This window comes from Parabacteroides goldsteinii, assembly GCF_020091425.1.
GTDB lineage: Bacteria > Bacteroidota > Bacteroidia > Bacteroidales > Tannerellaceae > Parabacteroides > Parabacteroides goldsteinii.
In genome coordinates this window covers 59,856-85,680 of sequence record NZ_CP081906.1, presented here as the reverse complement: position 1 = coordinate 85,680, position 25,825 = coordinate 59,856, and the positions used below count along the sequence as shown (strand labels likewise).

Here is a 25,825-nt window from a genome sequence, read left to right as displayed (position 1 = left end):
AATGAAACATCAACTATATCCGGACCTTCTTCGCCGTCTCACCGTCGATTGTAAAGATGATGGAAAACAATTCATCATATCAACGCGCATAGAAGAAATCAAAACGCTGCTTCAGCAAAGCAACTACCAACTGGTTAGTGAAGGGAAACTTTCACTCATCTATGCCCGGAAGCTCAAGCCGGAAGATTGGCGTATACTCATCTCCTCTCATATCGACTGTGTCTATCAGAACTGTTTTATGACAGAAGATAGTGATCATTGGAAAGGGACTTTCGACAACAGCGCTACCAATGCTGCAATAATCGATCTGATGTTACGCAACGAACTGAATGACGACGCAATCATCGCCTTTACCGGAGATGAAGAGATACATTCGGGTGGCGCTATTGAAGTAATGAATGTGCTGCACAAAAAGGAAGCACGACTTAGTCATGGTATCGTGCTCGATGTAACCGAAGAAGGCTGGGATGATGAAGCAGCTTTCTCCATCGAGAATGACCGGGGATTTGATATCCTGACAGGTTACCATATCATCCAAAAAATTCAAGCGACCGAAATGCCCTGTACTTTCGTACACCATGCAGAACCGGATGAAACCTGGGATTATGGTAAAGGCATTGAAGAAGTCTTTCCTCCTCTCCCCTGCCTTAGCCTATGTTTGCCGGCACAAGGAGAACTTCATGGTGAAGCAGGTGTTTTAATCAGGAAAACCTCTTTACAACCATATCAGGAAATACTAAAGGAATTGGTTAATAGCCTGACAATATAGAGTTCTAAAAAATACCAATCCGGAATTGCAACTAAATAAGTATTATAAAGACAGATCATAAAAAACTAAACATCATGGCAGATAACTATCTGGAAAGAAAATATCAGGAATATCAGTCTCAAAAATCTTCCGCTACAAAGAGCGGCTACGGCAAGAAAAAAACAACTCCAATCCACAAAATGCGCAGAGTGTTCGTGACAGGAGGCGCTGACGGTATCGGAAAAACAATTGTCAAGGCGTTCCGTATGGCCGGGCATCGTGTAGCTTTTTGTGACCGGAATGAAGAATCAGGAAAAGAAACAGCCGAAAAAACCGGTACCACTTTTTATCAGGTAGATATCAACAATAAAGAAGCTCTTGAAAACTGTATGCGCCATATCCTGGAAGATTGGGGGGATTTGGATATCATCATCAACAATGCCGGCATCAGTAAATTCGCCTCTCTCACAGAAACCAGCGTGGAAGATTTCGACCAGACTTTATCCGCAAACCTGAGACCGGCATTTATTACCTCCCGTCTGCTCGCTATTCACCGTCAATCACAAACGACACCCAATCCGTACGGCCGGATTATCAACATATCGTCCACTCATTACCCAACAAACAGACTTAGCAGTGAAGCATACGCCGCATCTAAAAGTGGCATATGCTCATTAACACAGACACTTGCCATGTCTTTATCACCTTGTCATACGACGGTTAACTCCATTATTCCGGGTTGGATACAAGCAGACGATTACGATCAGATCGACGCGGGAGCCCACCCCATACCCTTTTCCGGACGAATGGGAAAACCGGAAGATATAACCCGTATCTGTCTGTTCCTTTGTCAGGAAGAAAATGATTTCATTAACGGTGAAAACATAACAATTGATGGCGGAACCACCAGGATATTCCATGACCATCATTGAAAAACAACAACTTTAAACGATTATTCTTTTAAAAGATTGTACCTTTGCCCCAACATAAAATTATATCATTATGAGACTGACACGCAAACAGACAATCTGCGATATTCCTATCCTGAAAATCAGGGATTATTTTGACCACATCAGACCCGCTCTGATATCCCCGGAGATGATAAGCGAGTAATTCGACCTCAACAAAGAGAAAACGAAAGAGCTTATCGATGTCTTATTATCCGAAGGATATATCGAAGCTGCCAAGAAGAAAGGGAAGTATCAACTGACCATTAAAGGTCAAGCCCTTTGTGTAGCCCGGTATACAAATCCACTCAACAAGGAAAAGGCCGATAAACTGTTTAAGGAATTCATGGAACGGGTCGAAGAGATCAACAGTAATGAGTTTTACCTGTATAGAGTCTCCAAAATCGTTTTATTCGGCAGTTATATCGATCCTGAAAAAACAGATTATTCAGACATCGACATTGCGTTTGAACTCTCCCGCAAGGCTAAAAGCCATGAGGAATTCATGGAAATGGACGAGCAAAGAATTAAGGAAGCAGAACTCGCCGGAAAATCCTTTCCTTCCTTCTTCGATCAAATCGGATACACGGAACGTGTCGTACTGCTCAAGATGAAGAATAAATGCCGGTATATCAGCCTCCATCGTATGTATGACGGAATATTGAATATTACGAAAACCAAACAAGTTTATCCCTAAAGAGTAGTCATAATCTGATATTCCTTTATATATTTGTTTTCTACAAACAAACAATATACATATATAAAGTTCGAAGATCATGAAAACAAAAACATTCATAGCACTTGCACTGATCATCAGTTCCATATCCTTTTGTAGTTGCGGAAGTTACATGACCGGTAAAAGTGCTATCATGAAAGTTGAAAAAGGGATGGCTAAAAAAGAAGTCGTCAGTCTGCTCGGTGAACCCGACTTTCGCCGGTTCGATGAACAAGTTGAAGAATGGGAATACAAGAAAACAAATCCGCTGACAGCGGAAACAACCATCATTATAGTCAACTTCATCAACGAAAGAGTGAGCAATATGAACTCATTCGACGGTGATAATTATCCGGTAAACCCTCCGGTCGCCATTTATCCTCCCGGTGATATCGATTACGGAAAACGTCCCCATCCATCCCGCCCGGATGACCACAGAAGACCATCCAGGGCTATAAACGAAAAAGACTTTCAGCAATTATACAACAAGGTCAAACAGAAACCGTTTAAAGACGACCAGCTGGAACTTCTTGAAATGGGGGTTACCAATAAAAATTTCACCTGTAAACAGTGCATACGCCTCATGTCCATCTACACTTTCGATGATGATAAACTGGAAGTATTGGAAATAGTGGCCCCGCATATTGTCGATTCCGAGAATTACGAAGACATCATCAAGTCGCTGAGCTTTCTTTCCAGCGAAGAAAAAGCGAATAAAATATTGCGTCGATCCCAGAAATGAACAAGTTCCATCAGTTACCTTTTCCGGTTACGCATTTTCATTTGCCGGAAAAGTTTACTTATCCATTCCATTACACACCTCATCCTTTATGCGTAGCGGTAGCAGCCGAGGTACAAAAATATCTGCAAAACAAGGATGAATGGAAAAGTGATCTGGAGCAGGGGAAGATGTTCGGTGTCTTGATCGTACAAACCCAGACAGGAGAGACCGGCTATCTGGCCGCTTTTTCCGGTATTCTGGCGGAAAAAAATCTACATGATTATTTCGTCCCTCCCATTTACGACCTTCAACAACCGAACGGTTTCTTCCGGATCGAAGAAGATCAGATATCTGCTATCAACGCGCGCATCAAAAAGGCTCAGACGGATAAAAGCTATCTGGCAACCAAGACACTACTGGCAGAAACAATCGACCAGGCAAAAAAAGCAATCAGTACAGCCAAAGAAGAGCTGAAAGAGGCCCAACAAAAACGAGAAGAAAGGCGCAAGCATACCTCCGACGAAAACGAACTGGCAAACATGATACGTGAAAGCCAGTTTCAAAAAGCTGAATTAAAACGGCTAAAAAAACAATGGGATGAACGTATTTCCGCCATACGATCAGAAGCAGAGACATTAGACCAAGCGATAGAGCAGCTGAAAACAGAACGCAAAACCCGCTCAGCCGCTCTCCAGCAACAACTTTTCGAGCAGTTTCGGATACTAAACGGGAAGGGGGAGACGAAAAACTTATGTGAAATTTTCAAAGAGACTACACAACAGGTTCCTCCTGCCGGAGCCGGAGAATGTGCAGCACCCAAATTATTACAATATGCCTACCTCCATGGCCTGAAACCTGTTGCTATGGCAGAGTTCTGGTGGGGCAATTCGCCTAAAAGAGAAATACGCCATCATGGATATTTCTATCCGGCTTGCAAAGGGAAATGCGAACCGATTTTAAAGCACATGCTGCAAGGTTTGAATGTAGAAGAAAATCCGCTATTAAACGACTTGCATCGTGGCACGGAACTTGAAATCCTGTTCGAAGATAACTGGCTGGTAGCAATTAACAAACCTGCGGGAATGTTATCTGTTCCAGGCAAAGCGGATATAGACTCTGTCTACCATCGACTAAAAGCACGTTATCCCGAAGCAACAGGACCTATGATAGTACACCGCCTGGATATGGCAACCTCCGGCATATTACTGGTTGCCAAGACAAAAGAAGTACATCAGAACTTACAGGCACAGTTCAAGAGCCGAATGGTAAAAAAGCGTTATGCCGCGTTGCTTGACGGAACAGTCATACCCAAAGAAGGCATTATCGACCTTCCCCTCTGCCTCGACCCTATGGATCGTCCCCGGCAGATTGTGAGTACGGAACATGGCAAACCAGCCATCACCCAATATAAGGTTCTTGCCCACAACGGGAATCGGACACGCATTGCTTTCTATCCGCTTACAGGACGGACGCACCAGTTGCGTGTACATGCTTCCCACCCACTAGGCCTCAATGCTCCTATTATCGGTGACGAATTATATGGCAAAGGAGCCGACCGCCTTTACCTGCATGCGGAGTTCCTTGAATTCCGGCATCCGGTATCAGGCCAAATCATCCGGATAGAGAAAAAGGCTGGATTTTAAATTCTAAAACAGGACAATCATGAAAGAAAAGCAACAACAAACAATGTATGAAGCTGCTTCCATAAGAGATTACGACGAACTAATCCAGCTATGGGAAACATCTGTACGCAGCACTCATCATTTCCTGACGGAAGATGATATCCAATATTACAAACCTCTGATAAGAAACGAGTATTTCCGTGCAGTAGAACTCTACATTATAAGAGACAGAAAAACAGAGCAAATCACCGCCTTTATGGGATTAAGCGACGAACTGATCGAAATGCTTTTTGTTCATCCTGCACAGCAAGGAAAAGGCTTGGGAAAAACATTGCTTGAATATGCCATACGGGAAAAGAAGATGCAGAAGGTAGATGTAAACGAGCAAAATACCCAAGCCCTGCATTTTTACCAGAACAGAGGATTCGAAGTTATAGCGCGGGATGCTATCGACGGACAGGGAAAAGCTTATCCAATCCTGCATATGCAGTTAAAACCGGTCCGCCTGAGAAAAGCTGAAGCAGGCGATCTTCCGGAACTTCACTCCGTCTTCGAGCAAAGTGTAAGAAATAATTGTAAAAAAGATTATACGCCCGAACAAATCGAAGCCTGGGTACAACGTGCCTCTCCCGAACGTTGGCAGGAATTATTCACAAGCGGCCTGCAATTTATCGTTGCAGAAGAAACAAAATCTTTCCGAATAACAGGATTCACTTCTTTTAATAGCCAAGGATATTTACACAGTATGTTTATACTACCCCAATTCTGTGGTAAAGGTATTGCCACCATGTTATTGGATTTTGCAGAAGATTTTGCACGAAACAATCATATACCCAACCTCTTTTCAGAAGTGAGTTTTACCGCCCGTCCTTTTTTCGAAAAACGAGGGTTCATCGTAGAACAGGAACAGCTTGTCAAAGTAAATAATGTTGAAATGGATAATTTCCGGATGCGGAAGTCCTTATATATATAATGTACGTATAAAGGATATCAAAAAAAAGAGGTAAATCATTTCTAATTTACCTCTTTTTGTAGTCGGGATGAGAAGACTCGAACTTCCGACCTCCACGTCCCGAACGTGGCGCGCTAGCCAACTGTGCTACATCCCGTTTTTGATTACGGCTGCAAAGGTACAACTATTTTTGAATCCGCAAACACTTTCGATGTTTTTTTTCAAAAAAATATTGCATTCACCCCTTCAATTTCTTCAAATGCATTTTTTTCGATATTTTTTTTATGAAACATTTGGAATGTATCATATTTTCCCTACCTTTGCACCCGTTAAACAAAACAAACGGTACCATAGCTCAGTTGGTAGAGCAAAGGACTGAAAATCCTTGTGTCCCCGGTTCGATTCCTGGTGGTACCACTGAAAATCAAGCAGCTACTTTAAAAGTAGCTGCTTTTTTGTTTTCTGAGACAAAATACTTATTACCTATATTATCTCTTTTAATTTGGCTAAATGAGGAGTGGCACTATCGTATTTTATCCCGTAGGCTATTATATCTTCAATCATTTGCCGTACCTCTTCAGGAGAATGACTCACATGACCGTCAAACATAAGTTGTAAAGCCTCGTTGCCATATATCTTCCTGGCAATCGGAACACTTAGAAACAAAGGCAATTGATACAATTTATTTGCTTTCTCTTCCTTGGCATCATATCCACGCTTCAAACAAATAGAAAAACCCTCACGAATGGCGCGAATAGTAGTTCGAATAGTAGCGGAGTCATTCACAAACCTGGCTGCACTGCCTGCACTCAATATTCCGGCAGTCAATCCGGCAGCAGCAGCGTAATGGGTAATTATCCAAAGTAATATCTGTCGGGACAGGACAGGTTTCAGATGTGCTTCGTCCAACGCCTGAACCATTTTCCGCACACGGGGAGTCATCTCTCCATCCACCTCCCCGATGGGAGTATGGGAATATTTCATTCCCGAAATAACACAATGTATTTCGTTCGCCTCTCTTCCACCTCCTACCATGAATGGAAAGCCGAAGAAATACTGTTCAGGTTTCAGAAAGCGGGCAATCTCATCAAAGCAATCCCAATTATTCTGAAAGAACATCACATGCGCTTTGCCGGCGGACACACCTAAAACCGGCAACACATCCGGTAGTTGTATCTTATTCGTTGCCACAATTATGTATTCAAAATCATTCCGTGCATCCAGTCCGTCAACCACATGAGGACGAAAGACTGTATCAACCGTATTCTTTATACCGCTCCTAAAATCCTGACAAATAATATGAATGCCTTGTTCATCTATCAATTGTTTCTGTTCCTTCCGGACAAGTAACGTAACATCGTGTCCGGCCTCTGCCAATTGCCAGCCATACGTACAACCTATTACTCCGGCACCATAAATCAATATCTTCATAATCTATTACTTTTTGTTTCCCGTTCTCCATTGATAAAAACAGAATTGAATAAAGAAAGATATTCCGAATAAGAATCACAAATAGAAAGATATTCCTTTGGAGTATACCCCATAAAGGTTTTGAAATCTTTTATCAGATGCGATTTATCACAATATCCCCAATCATAAGCCAACTGGTTCAAACGAATTTGCGAACCAGCATGTAAACAATGTAAAGCATTCCGGAAACGTGCTATTTGCAAAAACTCTTTCGGATTTAAACCTGTATATTCAGCAAATACCCGTTTGAATTGCTTATATCCGAGACAAGCAGACTGAGAAAGCTCCGTAATGTCCTGCTGTCCGTTATTAATAGACTGAACAACCGCATTCATTCTGGCAAACCGCTCGGAAGTAAAACCGTATAACTTTTTTAACAGATATTGTTCTATCAGATATACACATTGGTTATTATCCTCCGTTTCCATTATCCATTTCTCCAATTCAATCAAAGAAGCATCTCCCAATAACTCTACATCTACATTCTTATCCCGCAAATTATTCATAGGAATCCCTAATACAACCCGTGCTGCAACCGGCTTGAATACAACCATAACCAGATTGAGATTACCGGAATAAACAACATCAGTGTACGAAACAGATTGTCCGCACAAACTGGAACGAGGCTGCATCTCCTGATGCAAAGTTGAATAGATTTTGTCACCCCGGTGGAACGCAAGCACAGCACAACCGGATGGCACATAACGCTGCGAACTTCGTTCCGCGTTATCAATCGTCAAAAACCAATACTGTTTCACGTATGACCTTAACAGTCTGGACGGTTGTACTAGCTGAAATTTTTCCATTTTGCTTTATTCTGCCAGCAAAAATAATCCATCTTTACTGGAAAGCGGTGTAAAAAAAGGACTTTGTTATTGATTCAGACACACTTTCATTCCATATCAAACATATCCGGCTCTTCGCTTCTGCTCTTGCTTTTATCTTTTTTCTTGTTCATGTTGCCGAAGTTGTAAGTCAACGTGAAACCTACACGTCTTCCGCCACGCCAGTTCTCAGAGTCCTGCCAGAAACCGTCGCCGGCTGTAACGGTACGGAATTTACGGGAATCCAACAAGTCACGGGCATTAATGCTCAAGGTCAGTTTATCGCTCAGGAAAGATTTACGCAAGCCCAGGTCGACCGAGTAGTTCGGTTCGCGATGTCCCTGTGCCATCAACTGTTTGGAATTATAATTACCGGTCCCCTGCAAAGAGACACCCCAAGGAAGACTAAAGTTGGCAATCATACGGACGTTCCAAGCAAAACTCTCATCCGTATCTCCGATAACCGGTGTTTCCGCACCTTGCGGCAGATAACTGAAACCATCCAATTTAGAATAATAGAGGTTGACTGTCGTTGTCAAGTCGAGTATCTTGAATAATTTATCCTTCCCTACGATTTCCAGACCGCTGGCCTGAGATTTTGCCACATTCTCACTGGTGGTATACATTACGTTGTCTTCCATATTCAGAAAACGGATACGCTGGATTACATCATCTGTCGAACGATAGTAACCGGATAAAGACAAAGTATGTCCCGATTCCCAACTTTTGATATAATTCAATTCAAATGAGTGAGAATACTCCGGTGTCAACTCCGGATTACCGAAAGAGATATTGGAAGCATCGGATATATTACGGAAAGAGTTCAATTGTCCTCCCCACGGACGACGCAGACGGCGGGTATAATTCACCTGCAACTCATTGTTTTTCGGTAAAGCATAAGAAATAAACGCACTCGGAAAAAGTTTAAAATAGTCTTTCTCAAACGTCTCGGAAGCTTTACCGTTAAACTCCTGGTCGAAATCAAGCGAACGGGTATCCACCCGCCAGTACTCACCGCGCAGACCGGCCTGGTAACTTAATTTATCCCATTTTCCGCCGTATGTCATGTAAAGAGCATGTACATCCTGATTATAAAGGAAGCGGTTATAGAGCGACTCGTCCTGTCGGATATCTTCGGCTGTCGTTCCGGTATAGGTATCAACCGGACTGGCATTCCGCTGAAAAGTACCCTTATAGCCGGCTTCGATGCGGGCCATATCGGATATTTTATTGGTGTAGTCGGCCTGGACTTCCCAGGTCTTATCTTTTATGTCATTCTCCTGAGTCTGATAAAGAGGATTAGCGGTTTGAGAAGGGTCTGTATAGACAGTCGATTGCCGGAAAATATTCATTCCGTCCCGTCTCCACTGGTTATTGCTGACCATCAGGTCGATGTTACTGTTTTCCGAGAACTTATGAACATAATTCAGTTCCAGATTATACATTTTCATATCCGAATCACCATTGGTTATACGATCGCTGGTGTAGATTGTATTCTTATGACTGTCGATAGAGTTATAATGGATATTCTCACTATTGTCTCCGCCGCCGGTCATACCGGTTACATTGAATGCCAGGTCATCGCTTTTAGTGATATGCCAGGTGGCGCCAAAACGTCCGAACCAGTTATTATGCTGTCGTTTGGAATCGTTGGTCTGGTCGAGAAAACTGTTGTCCGTTGTATTCAGACGACTGGTGATGCCTCCTCCTTTAAACTCACGGTTACGGTAATTCAGATTAGCATAAGCATCCACTTTACTACTGCTGTAATTGATGTTGCCACTTGCCTGATACCCTCCGTCCGTATCGGCTCCGACTTTCACGCTTCCGTAATAACCGGGTTTCCGGTCATCCTTCAATATAATATTGATAATACCGGCTGTACCCTCAGGGCTATATCTGGCAGAAGGGTTGGTAATAACTTCTACCTGCTTGATATCTCCGGCCGGCATCATATCCAGAATATCCGACTGGTTATCAGCCGTTAGACCCGATGCTTTACCATTAATCCAAATCGTTACACTGGAGTTTCCCCGCAACGATACTGAGCCTTCATTATCTACTTCTACAGACGGGATATTGGATAACAGGTCGCTTGCCGAACCACCTTCGGCCGCAATATCCTGCGTCGCATCAAAGACTTTCCTGTCAATCTCGAACCGCATCTGAGGCCGTTTCGCCACCACTTCCACTTCTCCCAATTGATTGGCATCTTCTGCCAGTGTCAACTCTCCCAGACTCAAAATCTGGTTATCGCTGCTGATAGAAATATTTTTAGATACTTCTTCATAGCCGATATAAGAAAAAGTAACTACATATTCCCCTTTCTTCAATCCGCCGATCGTGTAATTTCCGTCACTCCCGGTAACGGAACCCTGCACTATCTTATCCGAACCTTTTGCCTTAACCTGCACTGTAACAAACTCCAACGGTCCACCCAGTTCGCCGTCCATTACAATACCTTTAATCTTTCCATCCGTTTCATTTGCAAACATGTCCGGAGCAAAACACAAAAGCATTCCGGCCAGCACAATACTCATCTTCTTCTTCATCATAGTCCAAATATCTATCTATTCCAATTTTTTGTCGCTTTGTTTGACTGGTTACTAACGGAATAGTTTATTCAGAACAATAAAAAAATAAGCAAATATACCTTAATAAAAAACACTTTCACTGGTTTGAAATTGATTATCATCATCAGTAGATATTCAGAAGCAAGCACACATTTAAAAACGAATATTTTTCAATCTACAATATAATATTTTATCTATTTTCATTTATTACCAATTGGTAAGTTCATCCGGAGGTTAAAGGCCTACCTTTGCAAACGTTATTATTAAAAACCAATTGATATGCAGAGGGATAGCCTTGATTTCAAAAGCATGAGCGTAGGAAAACTATTTACCAAATTACTGGTTCCTACCATTATGGGAATGGCCGCATCGGCACTATTTACCGTTGTAGACGGTATTTTCGTCGGGAACGGGATTGGAAGTGATGCAATGGCAGCAGTCAATATCTCCGCCCCTATTTTTATGATTATTACCGGAGTCGGATTGATGTTCGGCATGGGAGGCGGGATACTCACTTCCATCAACTTGTCGCAGGGTAAAAAGAAAGTTGCAAATATTAATTTTACCCAGTCGGTCATCGCATTGGTATTCATCAGCCTCGTTATGACGTTGTTGCTAACGATATTTCCGCATAAGATAGCCACCCTTTTCGGCTCCGATGAATATCTGATGGATATGGTGGTTGAATATTTATTCTGGTTTTCCATCAGCCTGCCATTTACGGTACTGGTGGTTGCCCTTCCGTTTTTTATCCGGCTGACGAATCCCAAGATATCCATGTGGGCGATGCTGGCTGCTACCGTTGTGAATATTATTCTCGACTATTTGTTTATTTTTGTTTTCAAATGGGGATTGTTCGGGGCAGCGATTGCAACAGATATAGGTGAGTTTGTTGGTGCCGCCATTATGATTGTCTATCTGTTCCGGCATTCGATAGCCATACGGTTCGTGTGGTTGAAACTGAGTGTCAAGAGTCTGCTGTTGACGCTCCGAAATGTAGGTTATATGATTAAGCTCGGCTTTTCCGTATTCCTTAGTGAGATAACGATATCCGTTATGATTATTTCCGGCAACTATGTTTTTATGGATTATATGGGAGCCGACGGCGTAGCGGCTTACAGTGTCATTTGCTACCTGTTCCCAATCATATTCATGGTTTTCAACGCAACCGTACAGTCCGCACAGCCGATTATCAGCTATAACTACGGATGCGGCCAGATGAAACGTTAGGATAACGCTTTACGTTTATCCATGCTTTTCACTTTGGTATTCGCATTCAGTATCATGCTCCTGTTTATATGTTTTACCCGGAGCATCGTTACTCTTTTCATTCCCGATACAGCCAGTGCGGCATGGGGATATGCAGTAGCCGGCTTACCGCTGTTTGCTACCGATTACCTGTTTTTCGGTATCAACATCATTATAATCGGTTATTATACCAGTATCGAACGGTTACGGCGTGCGATATCACTGACAGTTTTACGGGGAATATTGCCTGTCGTATTCTTTTTCACATTACCTTTACTACTGGATGTCAATGGTATATGGCTGGCAGTAGCGGCAGGGGATATTACCACGACAGTTGTTATCGTCATTTTATTAATTGTAGATAAAGTACGTAGGAATGGATAAATTAATTGAAGAAATAGACAACCGGTGTAACCTAAGCGATACGGAAATGACATTGCTCCGGCAGACACTCCGTATCCTGCATTTCCCCAAAGGTAGTATTGTCATAGGGGAAGGCAAGACGGACGATTCCATCTATTTTCTGGACAAAGGTGTATGGAGAGCCTACATCGAAGAAGAAGGCGAACAGCAAACCCTTTGGTTTGCTATCCCCGGGGAGACCATATTCTCTTCCTGGGGATATTTCCGCGGACATCCTTCACGTTACACAATCTGTTCGTCGAGTGACAGTATTGCCATCGAAATGAGAAACAGCACAATACAAAAACTGTCGGAGTCTTCGCCGGCTTTTCTGAAATGGATACAAGGTCTTCTGATGGATATACTCGTTAATGAAGATGATGTTCTGGTCGATATATCCAGCCCGAAGGCGGAAAAGCGTTACCTGGCTTTCATCAAAAAGATGCCGGAGTTGTTTAATAGCGTTCCTTTGAAAGAGATAGCCGGATACATCGGTGTAACTCCCCAGTCACTCAGCCGCATCCGGGCCGGGCTAAACAAAAACAAATAGAAAAGAAAGTAACCTTAACAGCCAACGTTTTAACAGACATTAGCTGTTAAGGTTATTTCATATTATAAACAGATGCTTTCTATAGCGCGATTTTATTTATTCCAGATATAGCGATAATTAAATCTTCGGTTAGGAGCCGCATCGCCATCTACACACAATGATATAGGATCTTTCAAATTAGCAGGATTATCAGTCCATTTAAAATCAAAGACAAATGAATCGTCAATTAATCCTAAATCTGCACGAGGTATTGATAATTCCAATTGATTTCCATTCACCCGATATGACAATGTATTTACTTTCTTCCACTCTCCGGCTTGTTCATCATACCTCATCAATTCTGTCGACTGCGCATCAACAACCTTTTTATTTACTATAAAATCATAACCGTACCAGCCGGTCGAAGCATTATTATCCGCATCGATAAGTAATAACATCCAGTTCGGATCAGAAAATGGGGACAATTTATCCATCGTTTCCGCATAAAAGAATATGTTATCCTTATCTACTGCTACTTTCGATAAAACAATATCATTTCTACCAGAATTATTTACATAATGATTTCCGCCATATCCTTTATGGTCACGATGAGTTACATCTCCTTTGGTATCCCGATATTCAACCTTGACTTTATCCCATTCCTTAAATGTCCCGTCTATTCGGATTTTCTGGTATCCACTACTCTGCGGTATGGGACGAACTCCTTTATAACGACGAATATTCTGTGCCATCTGCATATAATAGTTATCCGTATAGCCACCTTTCATAGGTTGAATTGTACGATTAAATTCTGCATTATACTGATCTACAAAATAAAACGGATTTTTACGTCCCAAAAATTCTGTCGGGCCGGGTAATTCAGACCCGGGAGCTTTCCCTGAGTTATATTTTCCAGCAGTCCATTCATTCCAGTCATTCAAATACAGAAACTGAGGATCGTTTTTCAATGCTTCATCCCAGCGATCCTGAAAATAGATACCGTATGCTGTAGGATCATTTACAGTCTTCCCTAGCCAGGAGACATAAGTCGGTTCAGGCATATCATGGTCATTCAACTTCGGTTCCTTTTTATCACGAGTCCAGGATTTTCCAATTATGGAAATAGGATGTTGAGCCGGAGTAACTGCAGCTTGTTCATTTTCTCCTCGATAAGTTGCAACCAAATCCGACGGTGACATTTTACAGACTCGTTCGTCACCCAAATCGTAGCCAAAACTCCAGTTTCCTTCTGTTCCGACAAAACGTTCACCAGCCCACTCATAGTATCCCCACCACATGGTTCTGAGCGTGAAAAAATCTTTCACATCCTGGGTATAATCCGTATAAAACTCATTTATGTAATCCGGATCATTATAGTGAGAATGTGAAGGGTCAGTCAATGCTTTGGGATCATAATGAGGATTCGGGTTCTTCACACCTCCGCCATTAGCATCCATTGTCGGTTTTCCATTATACAACAGTAAAGGTTTATCTCCCCAGTAGAACCATAAATCCTTATATTTATTTTCTTTATATACTTTATCATATAAATCTTGTACAACAGAAATAACAGGTCCGTTGAAAGCCCAAAAACAAAATTGAGGGACTTTGTTACCTTCCGCTTTCATTTTTTGCATCGTTGTAAACAGAGTTTCCCACTCATCCCAATAACGGACTGCATTTGTTACATCCATAACTAATACATCCACACCGGCATCGGCCAGCATCGACATATCTTTACGAATCACATATTCATCACGACTAAGGAAATATCCCAATTCAGGTTCCCCCCAATGGTAAGAACCTTCTGTCCATGCCGGATGATTAGCATCCAGACGAGCTTCGGGAGCTTCTTCCAACACCTTACTTACATCAGCACGATAAGGAGCCTTCAAATTAGCCAAATTATCCGAATGCCACGTGATATAAAAAATACCAACCACACGACGCTTATCATTCTTGACATTTCCGACCTCTTCTTGTGTCGGCATAGTCCGTCCCAAAGCATCTGTTGCCACCCAGGTATCAGAATAAGTATCCCAACAAGAATCAGGCATATTCACATTCGAATGAACGGTATCCTTTTGATTTCCACATCCCGACAGGGCCATTATCCCTATCAGTCCAAAAGTCCATAATTGATTTATACAAAGACCTTTAACATGTTTCATAATCTATAAATTCAGAGTTTATAAAAATAAGACAAAACTGATTCAAAACGAATTATATATTTCTTTATTCTTTATAAATTTCTATTTGGTATACTCCCGATGGAAATTTATAAAGAGACACTTCCTCCTCGCTTCCAATAAGTGGATAATCAGCCTTATTAAAAGAACGTTTGTTTACATGTATCTTTTTACTATCAGGTAATGCTACAATGCCTGATGTATTAGGAGGTAATGTTATTATCCATACCAGACTATTTTCTTCTTGGGACCATTCGCTTGCCGTTCTCCCATAAGGTGTTTCTATCGAAGCTTTTGCCCAGGAAAGATAAGATGTCATTGTTGGTTCAAAGTGTATAACTTTAAAACCCGGGCCTGACACATCCGGTCGTATGCCTGCTATATCTTCATAAAACCAAGTGTCATAACCACCCTGCATGGGATGATTAAGTGAAGATCCTGCCAAACACATTTCCTTACTCTTCCCATTTACCGGAAGAATCTCCCAAAGAGATGTAGCATCAGCATCCGTCCACATATAAGCAAAACTATTCTCACCTGTTTTAGTAAACATATCCCATGCCATTTTACTATTGCCAAAACGTGATAATGCTTGCCCAATACGTCCTAGACCAAATATCCCCGTATGCATAAAACCATCATATTTTTCTTTCATATTCCTGACAATCGCATCAGAAACAGCTTTTTCATCTCCGGCAGGAACCAGTCCAAAATCAAGAGCCATTGCATCAGCAGTCTGACTCCCGAATGTTTTACTTTCTTTATCATAAAATTCGGCTACAAAAGCTGCTGCAATCTTATCCTTCAAACCACTGTAATATCCGGCATCATCACTCTTTCCTAACATAGCGGCCGTTTTAGCCAAAATTGAAGCATCAAGATAATGGAAAGCAGTAGAACTCAAAGCAACAGGACAATCAATCGCATTGTTCCCTTCCGGCGGACACCAGTCACCCAATCCGTAAGGTACAATATGTTTGGTTGAAAGCGTATCATTAAGCGTTAGACTCTCCACGTGATCCACCCATTGTTTCATTTCCTGATAATATTTATGTAAAGGCTCTTCATTGCCGAAATATAAATAAATGTACCAGGGTAATTGAACTACGGCCGTCCCCCAATCTGGAGAAGCAACCCCACAAAGACGTTTTCCCGGAGAAATCATATACGGGATTCCCGGCGCTTTATCTGCAAAATAAAATATTGTATTAAAAAGTTTTTGATGAAGTGTATTTTTCTCAAATGCGGAAGAAGTCGAACTGATATCTTCCATATATTTCATCCAAAAATTATTCAGGTCAAAATTATAATTCTCAAAAGGAGCTACGGTATGTGCATCTCCTAACCAACCACATCGTTCTCTGTGAGGACAATCCGTCGGCAAACCATGCGTATTATTGAGCATTGTCCTGACCGCTAACTCATGCAATTTATTAATTTGTTCATCAGAACATTCAAATTCACCTCTCTTATTGACATCCGTATGTACAACAATTGTCTTTATCCAATCCAATTCAGGCTCCGCTGCCATACCGGAAAGTTCTAAATAGCGATAGCCATGGTAGGTAAAACGAGGGTTCCAGACTTCCCGACCGTTTCCGGCACAAATATATTCATCTGTTTGTACAACACCTGTAGCAAAGACTCCGGTTGTATTATATTCGATTGAACCATCCTCACGAAGAAGTTCTCCCATCCGCATTTTCAAATGTGTTCCTTTTGGCTGATCTACCGTTATTTGTGGTACACCGGCAATATTACCCCCAAAGTCAAATATCCAATTTCCGGAAGAATCCTTCCATTTCTTTATCGCTCTGATTTCATTCTTCAAACGAATAGGTTCCATAACCTGAGGAAACAAATTCACCGGAATAACACCTTCTGCAACTACAGCATTTTTCCATCCATTCAGTTGAGTTCCAACTTCTGACCAACCTTTAATTTCCTTTGTAGCATCATACACCTCACCAGCATATATATTACCCTTTAACACAGGTCCGGAAGTCCACAGCCAGGATTCATCTGAAACAATCATTTCCTTAGAACCATCCTCATAAGTTATTTCCATTTGTAATCTAAAAAGAGGATCGCCATATTTAGCCCAAGGTCCCCAGACACTGTTTTGCCCGTACCAACCTTCACCAAGTATCACACCTAAACAATTTTCACCTTTCACTAACCCGGATGTGATATCAAATGTAGAATACAGGGCATACTGCTCATAATTCGTTTGTGCAGGGTCAAGGATTCGTTTTTTATCGACAAGTTCACCATTCAAATAAAGATCACCGCATCCTAAACCACAAAAATAGACAACAGCTCTTTGTAGTTTCGATTCTGCCTTCCCTGTATCAAATACTTTACGAAAATAAGGCATCGGACTATCTTTTTTCCAAACAGAAGTTATCCACTTAGCTTTCCAATCAGACGTATTTAACCCCAAAGAGAAAAAAGAAGGCTCACTCCAGACCGTTACTTGTCCTTTCCCATCCCAAATGCGCAAACGCCACCAATAGAGTGGCCCTCTTTCTAGTATTGCGATATCCGGACGTACATTCACTTGCTGTTCTGAAACAGTCTTTCCTGAATTCCAAATATAATTACCATCCTCCAAATCCTCTCGGGAAGAAGCAATCTCTATTTCCCAAGCAGACTGAATAAAGCCATTCTCCTCTGACTCGATTTTCCAACTAAAAACGGCTTCATCTATTCCTTCCGGGGTTACCAGACCACGACACTTCAAATCCACCACCTTCGCTTTACTCCCGACACAGTTATCAGTACATCTCGTAAACCCTAAAAGAAAAATGAAAAGCAATAATAAACAAAGACTCTTTGACTTCATACATTTCCTATTTAATCGTATCAGACGCAAATATCATATAATGATATATTTTAAAGACTTCTCCATATCTCATAGAAGAGGGTGATACTATAAATTTTTGAAATTCCTGTATACACCCTCTCTATCATTTATCGAAAAATCATTTAAATCGTATATTTCTGATATTTATTGTAACATCAGCATTTGTACCGAAATCACAACGCATATAATCACCTGAATTACCCCAGCCGACAGTAGCCATTCCGGCTGTATAGTCCTGTTCAAATGTTGTCCATTCTTCTGCTGCCGGAAACTCTATCGTTGTCGAATTAGCTTCAGATGGTCCGGAAGACGAAGTACACCAGAATATTTGTAACTTAACACTTTTAGTAGACTTATATCGGAATACCATGGTAGAACCTTTTTTTGCGGCAGCTAAGCCATTTGAATAAATATAAGGGTCCCCTCCTGTTGTTACAATCGTATATTCATTTGAATTCTCCGGATTAGAAGCAACCAATGTCATATCATTAATTGTAGCCTGGAAAGTTACATATTCCACATCGGGATAAACAACATCATCCGGATCAATAACCGGAGTAATCACATACTCTTTTTCTACAGACTTTCCACCATCCGCTTGATTCACTGCATAAACCGTCAATTTTGTTTCAGCGATAAAACCGGTAACAACATATACCCCTGTTTGAGTTGCATCAATAGTAACTTCCTGTTTCACATTATTTTTATCCAGATATGAAGCTATCAGGTCAACTCCCACAAATGTCTCATTTGTCCAGAAAATCTTTGCACCACCACTTGCCGGTTCCATTTCAACGGTTTCGATTACATAATCTTTTGCCTCCTCTATACCCTGAGGAACACCTTTCACCGTTACAGAAGATGAGGATTCTCCACCATATCCATAAGATGTCAAAACAAACTCATGTTCTTCCGTATCTGTAAATCCTCCAACAACAACCGATACGTTGTTATTAGCATCAGCACTATATTTACTAACCTTTTTATTCACATTTTCTCCTTGGGAATTTCTATAGGAAATCAATGTATAATAATAATTGGCATCTGTTGGATTCATCCAATTCAATGTGACGGAACCAATAAAAGGTATACACTCCACATTGCTGACAGGATCTATATGGCCCTTATTATTGTCATCATTGTCGCATGCATAAATAAAAAGCGAGATGAACATTACTAATAGAATATATTTCTTCATTGTATACTTTTTTTAATTATATCTTCAATTACCATCCCGGATTCTGCCAGTTAGCACCCGTATGTTTCAACATCTTGGCTACTTCTGTCTGTTTAATCGGGTAGAGCAAATATTTATCTGCATTTGTCCCACGCGATGCAAGTTTGATTCGATTGTATGTGAAAGTACCATCCTCCTCTTTTACAATTTTCATACCTGTCACAAAATCATCTGTTTCATTTAAAATTTTCCAACGACGAACATCAAAGAAACGATGTTCTTCGAAAGCTAATTCTACACGACGTTCATTTCTATAACGTTTTTCAAAAGAATCTTTCGACATGCCTGACGATAATGCCGGTATACCGGCACGAACCCTGATTTTATTAACAGCATCTCTGGCTGATAACGCCTCTGCCCCTACTTTGGATGCCACTTGTCCATCCGGACCTACAGCCTGATAAGCTGCCTCTGCAAAATTCAAATATAATTCAGCCAAGCGAAAAATACGCATAAGTCCATCTGCATCCTGCCCGATTCCGGATTTGAAATTATTGAATTTACGCATATAATATCCCGTACGAGTATAACGAATATCCGTCACCTTATCAGAGATACCACAATTTCCACCCACATATGTTTCTACAACATCTCCATTAGGTTGATCTAAATATCGAATAGCCCCATTATAATAAACCGACGCATAGAAACGAGGATCACGATTCGCATACGGATTTTTCGGATCATAAGAAGAAGCCGTATTTAATATCGGCCGCAAATGCTCTGCATCCGAATAACCTAAAATGGGTTGAGTACCATCAATCATTTCATAACTATCTATCAACTCCTGCGAAGGTCCAGCTCCAGCTTTTTCCATACCTTTTGTAATAGGAGTCCCGGCAAACTTCCAGACATTTGAACGCCAGGAGGTCGTTTCATAGATAGTTTCCCTATCCCATGAACGGCTTGGATCTGAACGAGTAATGAAATAATAGGCATATGCATTCTGAGCAATTGCAGGATCCGGAGCCTGACTATACAACTCAAAACCATGTTGCAAACAAAGATCTAAAGCCTCTTTGGTAATTTCTGTTGTTTTCTCCCATGTGTATTTACTGCTTCCGTTCTCATTCCATAAAGGACTTGCTGCATATAAAGCCGTCTGAGATTTCACAGCACAAGCAAAAGCACGTGTCAATTTTCCTCTTTCGTTATCATTTATTTGCCAACGAAAACCAATTGATTGTCCTTCGGACTCTACCGTAGCCAAAGCCTTATCACATTCTGAAATAATAAAATCTGCACATTCCTCAAAAGAGGCACGTTTATCTATCGAGAAATCATGATTCGTCTCGTAAGGAGTTTCTATTAGAGGAACTCCCCCATAACGTTTTATCAATTGTAAATAATAAAACGCACGTGCAACACGAACCTCGGCAATCCAACCATTTTTTTCTACTTCATTAAAAGTATAAGTGGCCATTTCCGGATCATTTATACAAAGCAAAAAAGTATTACAACGACGAATACCTTCAAAATAATGCGACCAAGGATCCATATAACTGGCTGTTAAAGGATTATATTCAGGAGTCGTATATCCTTTATACCACTTGGATACCGGTCCGTCCTGATTGTCATTTGCATCATGGGCTTCATCACAAAAAGAAGCCAAAGGAGTATTCGTATTTTCATACGTAAATCCAACCTGAGGCATATATCCCAAGCAATTGGAGTAATAAGCAGATGTACGTTCATATCGATTAAAAATATCATTCAACGACACACGCCCATCGGAAGCTATATCCAAATCTGCACAGGAAGAACAACACAATGTAAAAGTAACAACTAATATATTTATCAGATTCTTCATAATATCTATATTTAAAATGTTAAGCTCACTCCAATATTATACACTCTATATGGTTGGAAAGTACCCATGTTAGCTATTTCCGGATCTATATGTTTTGAACGCATATTATCGATTGTAAACAAATTCTGTCCACTTAAAGAAAAACGGATTTTTTCTGCAAAAACCTTCTTTGAAGTATTCAATGGTAATGTATAAGCAACCTCCGCGTTCTTTAAGCGCAAATAAGATGCATCCATAATAAAGAAACTGTTTGGCTGATGGTTGGTAGATGCTTTCAACGATAAAGCCGGATAAGTTATTTCTTCTCCATTATTCCAACGTTCAGGAGTCCATGCTTTTAAATGAAGGTCTGTAAATACACCCTGATATTCCGATTCATATGCACCTACACCACTTATTGTTTTTGAATATTTACCAACGCCTTGAAATAAAAGATTAACTTCAAAACCCTTATATTTAAAACCTCCGGAGAAACTATAGTACTGCTGCGGTATAGAAGTGTTTAAAATCGGAGCTTTATCTTTTTCATCTATTATTTTATCACCGTTTAAATCCTGATAGATAAAATCACCGACACGAGGAGTTCCGAAAGCATAACTCAAACCGCTCTTTTCAAGTTCTTCCTGAAAATTAAACATGCCATTGCCATTGCTGTAATCAATCAAATATCCCCACTGTTGCCCATAACTAAATCCCTCTGTACGGTACGGATAAGCATACTCATTTGAATAAGGAGATTCATTAATATTAATAACCTTGTTTTTATTATAACTGAAAGCGCCGCCTACATAAAAAGACCAATCTTCATTAATCTTTTTGTCATACATTGCTTCAATTTCAAAACCATGATTTTCCATTTTACCCGTATTCGTTTTTGGATAGTTGGAAAGTACAGTTCCTTGATATTCCGGAACTAAACCAGCACTACTTACCAGCATATTATCGCACAAAGATTTATACCAGTCAAAAGAGATGGTCAATTCATTGAACAGCCCCAGATCAAAACCATAATTTTGCTTTTTCATCTTCTCCGCCATCAAATCCGGATTACCTTTTAATCCTTCATTACCACTTACATCAATATAATCCAGATATAAAAATCGTTCCCCACCCAGCTGATCATTTGCTGTAATACCATACGAGGCTCTTAATTTCAAATTACTTAACCAAGTCCAATTCTCCAAAAAAGCTTCATCCGAAACAACCCAGGCACCGGAAATAGCCGGAGTAGCAATATAACGGTTATCTGGGTGGAACTGTTCAGAACCGGAATATCCCAAATCCGCTTTTACAAAATAACGGTCTTTATAACCATACGTTGCTGTAAATCCTAAACTTTCACGTTTATATGGCAACATACCGGAACCAGAAGAGACCTCTTTCTCTTGTTGCAAATAAAAAATATACCCCATGGCGCTAATACTATGATCATCAAACCTACGTTTATAATCCACATTTGCATAAAGATTCAAATTGTAATAAAATGTAGAGCTTTTTCCGTAAGAAAGAGGAGTATTGTTGTCTGAACCTAATAATGAAAAATCCAACTTTGACAAGTCTTTTGAACGGACATAACGTTCAAAATTCTGAGTTGTAGTTGTTTGATTCACAGAATTAGTTTGATAAGCCATTGTCCCACTTACAGAAAGACCTTTAGTAAGAAAACTCATATCCAAAGTCAAACCAGCTTGAGCGTTTATATTGGCAACAAGAGCCTGAATATAACCAGAACGGTTCAGCATCCCGTAGACAGGAGTTTTCTCATTATCATGTGTTACAACTTGATTACCGTTACTTAGACCGTCTCCTGACGGAGTTAATGGACCATACATCGTGGGTGGCAGATTAAATATATGGTTATAAATAGTCTCATTACCATAACCTGCAGTCTTTTCTGTTTTAATATTACCGGACAACCGCATGAAACCACTTAAATAATCATTTATTTTCACATCAATATTCGAACGGAAATTAAACCAGCTATTTTTAGGAGTCGGATCATACTTCGAACCACTTTCATTAGCTGTTTTAAACGGCAATTGCTGGTGCATATAATTCACATTAGAAAAATAACGAACTCTCTCAGTTCCCCCTTTTACATTTACACCTACTCTGGACATTAAAGTCAAAGGACGTATAAACATTTTATACCAGTTATTATTCGGATATAATTCATTACCTCCAGCTTGGAACAACTCGGTATCCGTCTTAGAAAACTGGGAATACCCCCCCAGACCATCATTATAGCCTGCCTGATTTCTCATTGTAACATAATCGGATGAATTAACAAATAAAGGTTCTTTTGTCATTTGCTGGAATGACTGGTCAAAATTCACCTCTACTTTTGTTTTTCCAATGTGTCCCTGCTTAGTCTTAATCGAAATTACCCCATTGGCTCCCTGAATGCCATAAATAGCCGTTGTAGCAGCATCCTTCAATATAGTTACCGACTCTATTTCTTTAGGAGTAATATATGTATAATTCGTATTAGGACAAATAATTCCATCCACAATCACTAGCGGTTCCCGTCCATTAATGGTAGAAAGCCCTCTGACCAATTGTGTTACCCCTGTTGACGAAGAACTCAATGCTCCACGGGATAATTCAGCATTTGTTTCTATCGTCGTCAACCCCGTAAACCGACCTGCAAAAGTTTTTGTCAGATTTGATTCAGGAGACTTATCCAAATCTGAACCTAAAACTCTGGAAACAGCTCCGGTTACCGCCCTTTTAGGTAACGACATATATCCCAAATCTATGACCTCATCCATTTTTTCAGCATCATATGACAACTGAATAGATTCCAATCCTTCGTGATTTACGACAGATACTTTTTTATCATCATAACCGATATATGAAACTGTAATATATTGGCTTCCATCCTTTATATCAATTTCATACGCACCATCAACTTTTGTCAGATATTCGCATTTTCCGTTTTCCGACTTCAAAAGAGCCCCGGAAATCGGCTTTCCAAACTCATCAATGACAAACCCTTTTAATTGAATAGAAGGATCTTGTGCCCAACCTAATATTCCCGGAGAACTCAAGCAAGCACAAATAGCCAATATGGATATTTTATTTTTTATGTAGCTCATAATTTAGATTCTTTTCAAGTTATACAGAATATTACCATCCCTGATTTTGCCAGGAGACTCCCGTTGTTGACTCCAAACGGGACACTTCGTCCAATGGTAATGGCAATAATAAATCTCTATTCTGATATCCACCACGTGGATTTGTAGATATATTATATCGTTGATAATTGAACGAGCCATCATTATTTTTTGTAATTCTCATTCCTGTCAACCACTGGCATGTAGCATTCAAATTACCTTCAGGCTTCTGCCAACGACGTAAATCAAAATACCGAACCTCTTCCCAAGCTAATTCAACGCGTCGTTCATTATGAACACGTAAAATCATTTCATCTTTCGACAAACCGGCTGGCAACGCAGGCATATTTACACGAGCCCTTATCTCATCCACGGCAGCTTTGGCTTCTGCCAAATGCCCTGATTCTGCTGCAGCTTCCGCATAATTCAGAATAATTTCTCCTAACCGGAAAAATTTCCAGTTTGAATTATTTATTTGATTTGTATTTGAAGCCTGGGGAGTAACTAATTTCCTATGATAATAACCAGTACGACTATGAGCTCTGTCAGACGGATCCAAACTCATTCCATGTCGGCCATTCACATAAGTTTCAACAGTAAATACTTCTCCATTATTCCAGATTAAAGAATCACCATTACATAAAACTGTTGCTGTCAAACGCGGATCACGATTTTCATACGGATTTTTAGGATCATATATTTTATTATCTGGATTATAATTCGGTTGCATATGCTTTTCGTCCAAATAAGGTTTAGCCAAATCCAGTATAGGCTGCCCATCTATTGTTTCGAAAGCATCAACCAGCTCCTGAGTAGGACATGTTCCACATTTATAAGTACCATCCATAGAACTTCCTATATAACCGACATGCCATACGAAAACACCTCCGGCACGATGTTGCCAAATTGTTTCTTTATCACGTGGTTCTGCTGAATAGTCTGCATTTTGACAAACCAACTGATGAAAAGCAGCAGCGTCATATGTTCCAAATGTCGAAGGATTAGTACATGTGGTAAATAATGCATACCCATTCTTTTTCAATTCCTCTACAGCCTGTTTATTCATCTGATATGCTTCTTCCCAATGATCTTCTCCTGCATTAAACAAAGGGCTGGCTGCAAACAACATCATTTTAGATTTAACAGCCCAAGCTAATGCTTTAGTTGCCCGCATTGCTTCATCTTCCGTTGTAATACGCCAGGGTAGTTCCGCACAATTGAGACCGGCATCACAGTCTTCTGCTATAAATCGGGCAACATCATACACGGCTTCTCGTTTCAATGTAGAAAAATCAGCATCAAACGCTATGGTTTTATCCACAATAGGAACTTTGCCAAACCATTTAACCAACTCTGAATAGAAAAAAGCACGCATAACGTGTGCCTCTGCGGTAAAACGGGCACGTTCTGCTTCACTATTTACAGCCGCAGTCCCTATATTTTCCAAAAACTGGTTGCACAAACGTATTTGTTGCCAATATCTGGACCAATAAGCATTATTAGCTGCACCATGTCCATCGTGCATATCTCTTATCGGATGGGAAGACGCTGATTCATTCGCATTATACATTGATTGAATACTTGTTCCCTGTACTTCTTCCGAAGACCACCCTTCATCACTACAAGCTGTCACTAAAGGATCAAAAAACCAATAAGCATATCCCTTTTGAGGAATATTATTATAACAAGCATTCAACAAAGCACCTACTTTATCCGGGTCTGCATATATTTCCTCCATAGTGAGCGTTCCATCAGGAGCTACATCCAGGACATCAGAACAAGAATTCAATGTTCCCAACAGAACAATTGAAGATATTAAGAAATATGTTAGTTTCATATAACTCTCCTTTCAATGA

At 40.5% G+C, this 25,825-nt stretch carries 16 protein-coding genes, 2 tRNA genes and 1 pseudogene; 9 read left to right on the top strand and 10 right to left on the bottom strand.

Annotation, left to right across the window (positions count from 1 at the left end):
* Position 1: 1 nt before the first annotated feature.
* From K6V26_RS01130 to K6V26_RS01105, 6 genes are all read left to right on the top strand, one after another.
* The gene (locus K6V26_RS01130) at positions 2 to 769 is read left to right on the top strand and encodes a hypothetical protein (RefSeq protein ID WP_224264421.1); all 768 of its coding nucleotides are present in this window, start codon (positions 2 to 4) and stop codon (positions 767 to 769) included.
* A gap of 74 nt (positions 770 to 843) precedes the next feature.
* On the top strand, positions 844 to 1,680 hold the full coding sequence (locus tag K6V26_RS01125) for an SDR family NAD(P)-dependent oxidoreductase (RefSeq protein ID WP_224264420.1): 837 nt from the start codon (positions 844 to 846) through the stop codon (positions 1,678 to 1,680).
* 361 nt (positions 1,681 to 2,041) lie between these two features.
* Entirely contained in the window at positions 2,042 to 2,392 is a 351-nt protein-coding gene (locus K6V26_RS01120; RefSeq protein WP_224264419.1) for a nucleotidyltransferase domain-containing protein, read from the top strand.
* Between the two features lie 79 nt (positions 2,393 to 2,471).
* The gene (locus tag K6V26_RS01115; protein ID WP_007654050.1) at positions 2,472 to 3,152 is read left to right on the top strand and encodes a DUF4476 domain-containing protein; all 681 of its coding nucleotides are present in this window, start codon (positions 2,472 to 2,474) and stop codon (positions 3,150 to 3,152) included.
* The gene (locus tag K6V26_RS01110; protein WP_224264418.1) at positions 3,149 to 4,774 is read left to right on the top strand and encodes an RluA family pseudouridine synthase; all 1,626 of its coding nucleotides are present in this window, start codon (positions 3,149 to 3,151) and stop codon (positions 4,772 to 4,774) included. Before K6V26_RS01115 ends, K6V26_RS01110 begins: the two co-directional genes overlap by 4 nt.
* 19 nt (positions 4,775 to 4,793) lie before the next feature.
* Positions 4,794 to 5,726 (top strand): GNAT family N-acetyltransferase, encoded by a 933-nt coding sequence (locus tag K6V26_RS01105; RefSeq protein WP_224264417.1) that lies wholly within the window; start codon positions 4,794 to 4,796, stop codon positions 5,724 to 5,726.
* Positions 5,727 to 5,788: 62 nt separating this feature from the next.
* On the opposite strand, the gene K6V26_RS01100 is transcribed toward K6V26_RS01105, so the two are convergent.
* Positions 5,789 to 5,862 (bottom strand) — tRNA-Pro (locus tag K6V26_RS01100).
* A gap of 187 nt (positions 5,863 to 6,049) precedes the next feature.
* Here K6V26_RS01100 and K6V26_RS01095 point away from each other — a divergent pair.
* Positions 6,050 to 6,122: transfer RNA gene (locus tag K6V26_RS01095), tRNA-Phe, on the top strand.
* Positions 6,123 to 6,188: 66 nt separating this feature from the next.
* Here the strand turns inward: K6V26_RS01095 and K6V26_RS01090 are convergent.
* The 3 genes from K6V26_RS01090 to K6V26_RS01080 form a co-directional block, all read right to left on the bottom strand.
* Complete coding sequence (locus K6V26_RS01090; RefSeq protein ID WP_224264416.1) at positions 6,189 to 7,136, bottom strand: ketopantoate reductase family protein; 948 nt, start codon at positions 7,134 to 7,136, stop codon at positions 6,189 to 6,191.
* Entirely contained in the window at positions 7,133 to 7,915 is a 783-nt protein-coding gene (locus K6V26_RS01085; protein ID WP_224264415.1) for a helix-turn-helix domain-containing protein, read from the bottom strand. Before K6V26_RS01085 ends, K6V26_RS01090 begins: the two co-directional genes overlap by 4 nt.
* A gap of 152 nt (positions 7,916 to 8,067) precedes the next feature.
* Positions 8,068 to 10,554: an outer membrane beta-barrel family protein gene (locus K6V26_RS01080; protein WP_224264414.1), complete on the bottom strand. Its 2,487-nt coding sequence runs from the start codon at positions 10,552 to 10,554 to the stop codon at positions 8,068 to 8,070.
* A gap of 297 nt (positions 10,555 to 10,851) precedes the next feature.
* Between K6V26_RS01080 and K6V26_RS01075 the strand changes: the two are divergent.
* Together K6V26_RS01075 and K6V26_RS01070 are read left to right on the top strand one after the other, a co-directional pair.
* A pseudogene (locus K6V26_RS01075) lies at positions 10,852 to 12,204 on the top strand (MATE family efflux transporter).
* Entirely contained in the window at positions 12,197 to 12,772 is a 576-nt protein-coding gene (locus tag K6V26_RS01070) for a Crp/Fnr family transcriptional regulator (RefSeq protein WP_007654061.1), read from the top strand. The pseudogene K6V26_RS01075 and the gene K6V26_RS01070 overlap by 8 nt, the downstream one beginning before the upstream one ends.
* Positions 12,773 to 12,864: 92 nt before the next feature.
* Here the strand turns inward: K6V26_RS01070 and K6V26_RS01065 are convergent, their stop codons facing one another.
* From K6V26_RS01065 to K6V26_RS01040, 6 genes are all read right to left on the bottom strand, one after another.
* Positions 12,865 to 14,922: a glycoside hydrolase family 71/99 protein gene (locus K6V26_RS01065; RefSeq protein ID WP_007654062.1), complete on the bottom strand. Its 2,058-nt coding sequence runs from the start codon at positions 14,920 to 14,922 to the stop codon at positions 12,865 to 12,867.
* 64 nt (positions 14,923 to 14,986) lie between these two features.
* The gene (locus tag K6V26_RS01060; RefSeq protein WP_224264413.1) at positions 14,987 to 17,785 is read right to left on the bottom strand and encodes an alpha-L-rhamnosidase; all 2,799 of its coding nucleotides are present in this window, start codon (positions 17,783 to 17,785) and stop codon (positions 14,987 to 14,989) included.
* 139 nt (positions 17,786 to 17,924) lie between these two features.
* Complete coding sequence (locus tag K6V26_RS01055; protein WP_007654064.1) at positions 17,925 to 19,004, bottom strand: DUF4959 domain-containing protein; 1,080 nt, start codon at positions 19,002 to 19,004, stop codon at positions 17,925 to 17,927.
* 28 nt (positions 19,005 to 19,032) lie between these two features.
* Positions 19,033 to 20,853: a RagB/SusD family nutrient uptake outer membrane protein gene (locus K6V26_RS01050; RefSeq protein WP_224264412.1), complete on the bottom strand. Its 1,821-nt coding sequence runs from the start codon at positions 20,851 to 20,853 to the stop codon at positions 19,033 to 19,035.
* A gap of 11 nt (positions 20,854 to 20,864) precedes the next feature.
* Positions 20,865 to 23,951 carry a SusC/RagA family TonB-linked outer membrane protein gene (locus K6V26_RS01045; protein WP_007654070.1) on the bottom strand — a complete coding sequence of 1,029 codons (3,087 nt, stop codon included), beginning with the start codon at positions 23,949 to 23,951 and terminating at the stop codon, positions 20,865 to 20,867.
* A gap of 31 nt (positions 23,952 to 23,982) precedes the next feature.
* Entirely contained in the window at positions 23,983 to 25,806 is a 1,824-nt protein-coding gene (locus K6V26_RS01040) for a RagB/SusD family nutrient uptake outer membrane protein (RefSeq protein WP_007654073.1), read from the bottom strand.
* Positions 25,807 to 25,825 lie beyond the last annotated feature (19 nt).

What these genes read in the sequence shown, in the direction of transcription:
- K6V26_RS01130 (WP_224264421.1), top strand. Translation starts at nt 2, where the DNA reads ATGAAACATCAACTATATCCGGACCTTCTTCGCCGTCTCACCGTCGAT.
- K6V26_RS01125 (WP_224264420.1), top strand. Translation starts at nt 844, where the DNA reads ATGGCAGATAACTATCTGGAAAGAAAATATCAGGAATATCAGTCTCAA.
- K6V26_RS01120 (WP_224264419.1), top strand. Translation starts at nt 2,042, where the DNA reads ATGGAACGGGTCGAAGAGATCAACAGTAATGAGTTTTACCTGTATAGA.
- K6V26_RS01115 (WP_007654050.1), top strand. Translation starts at nt 2,472, where the DNA reads ATGAAAACAAAAACATTCATAGCACTTGCACTGATCATCAGTTCCATA.
- K6V26_RS01110 (WP_224264418.1), top strand. Translation starts at nt 3,149, where the DNA reads ATGAACAAGTTCCATCAGTTACCTTTTCCGGTTACGCATTTTCATTTG.
- K6V26_RS01105 (WP_224264417.1), top strand. Translation starts at nt 4,794, where the DNA reads ATGAAAGAAAAGCAACAACAAACAATGTATGAAGCTGCTTCCATAAGA.
- K6V26_RS01090 (WP_224264416.1), bottom strand. Translation starts at nt 7,136, where the DNA reads ATGAAGATATTGATTTATGGTGCCGGAGTAATAGGTTGTACGTATGGC.
- K6V26_RS01080 (WP_224264414.1), bottom strand. Translation starts at nt 10,554, where the DNA reads ATGATGAAGAAGAAGATGAGTATTGTGCTGGCCGGAATGCTTTTGTGT.
- K6V26_RS01070 (WP_007654061.1), top strand. Translation starts at nt 12,197, where the DNA reads ATGGATAAATTAATTGAAGAAATAGACAACCGGTGTAACCTAAGCGAT.
- K6V26_RS01065 (WP_007654062.1), bottom strand. Translation starts at nt 14,922, where the DNA reads ATGAAACATGTTAAAGGTCTTTGTATAAATCAATTATGGACTTTTGGA.
- K6V26_RS01060 (WP_224264413.1), bottom strand. Translation starts at nt 17,785, where the DNA reads ATGAAGTCAAAGAGTCTTTGTTTATTATTGCTTTTCATTTTTCTTTTA.
- K6V26_RS01055 (WP_007654064.1), bottom strand. Translation starts at nt 19,004, where the DNA reads ATGAAGAAATATATTCTATTAGTAATGTTCATCTCGCTTTTTATTTAT.
- K6V26_RS01050 (WP_224264412.1), bottom strand. Translation starts at nt 20,853, where the DNA reads ATGAAGAATCTGATAAATATATTAGTTGTTACTTTTACATTGTGTTGT.
- K6V26_RS01045 (WP_007654070.1), bottom strand. Translation starts at nt 23,951, where the DNA reads ATGAGCTACATAAAAAATAAAATATCCATATTGGCTATTTGTGCTTGC.
- K6V26_RS01040 (WP_007654073.1), bottom strand. Translation starts at nt 25,806, where the DNA reads ATGAAACTAACATATTTCTTAATATCTTCAATTGTTCTGTTGGGAACA.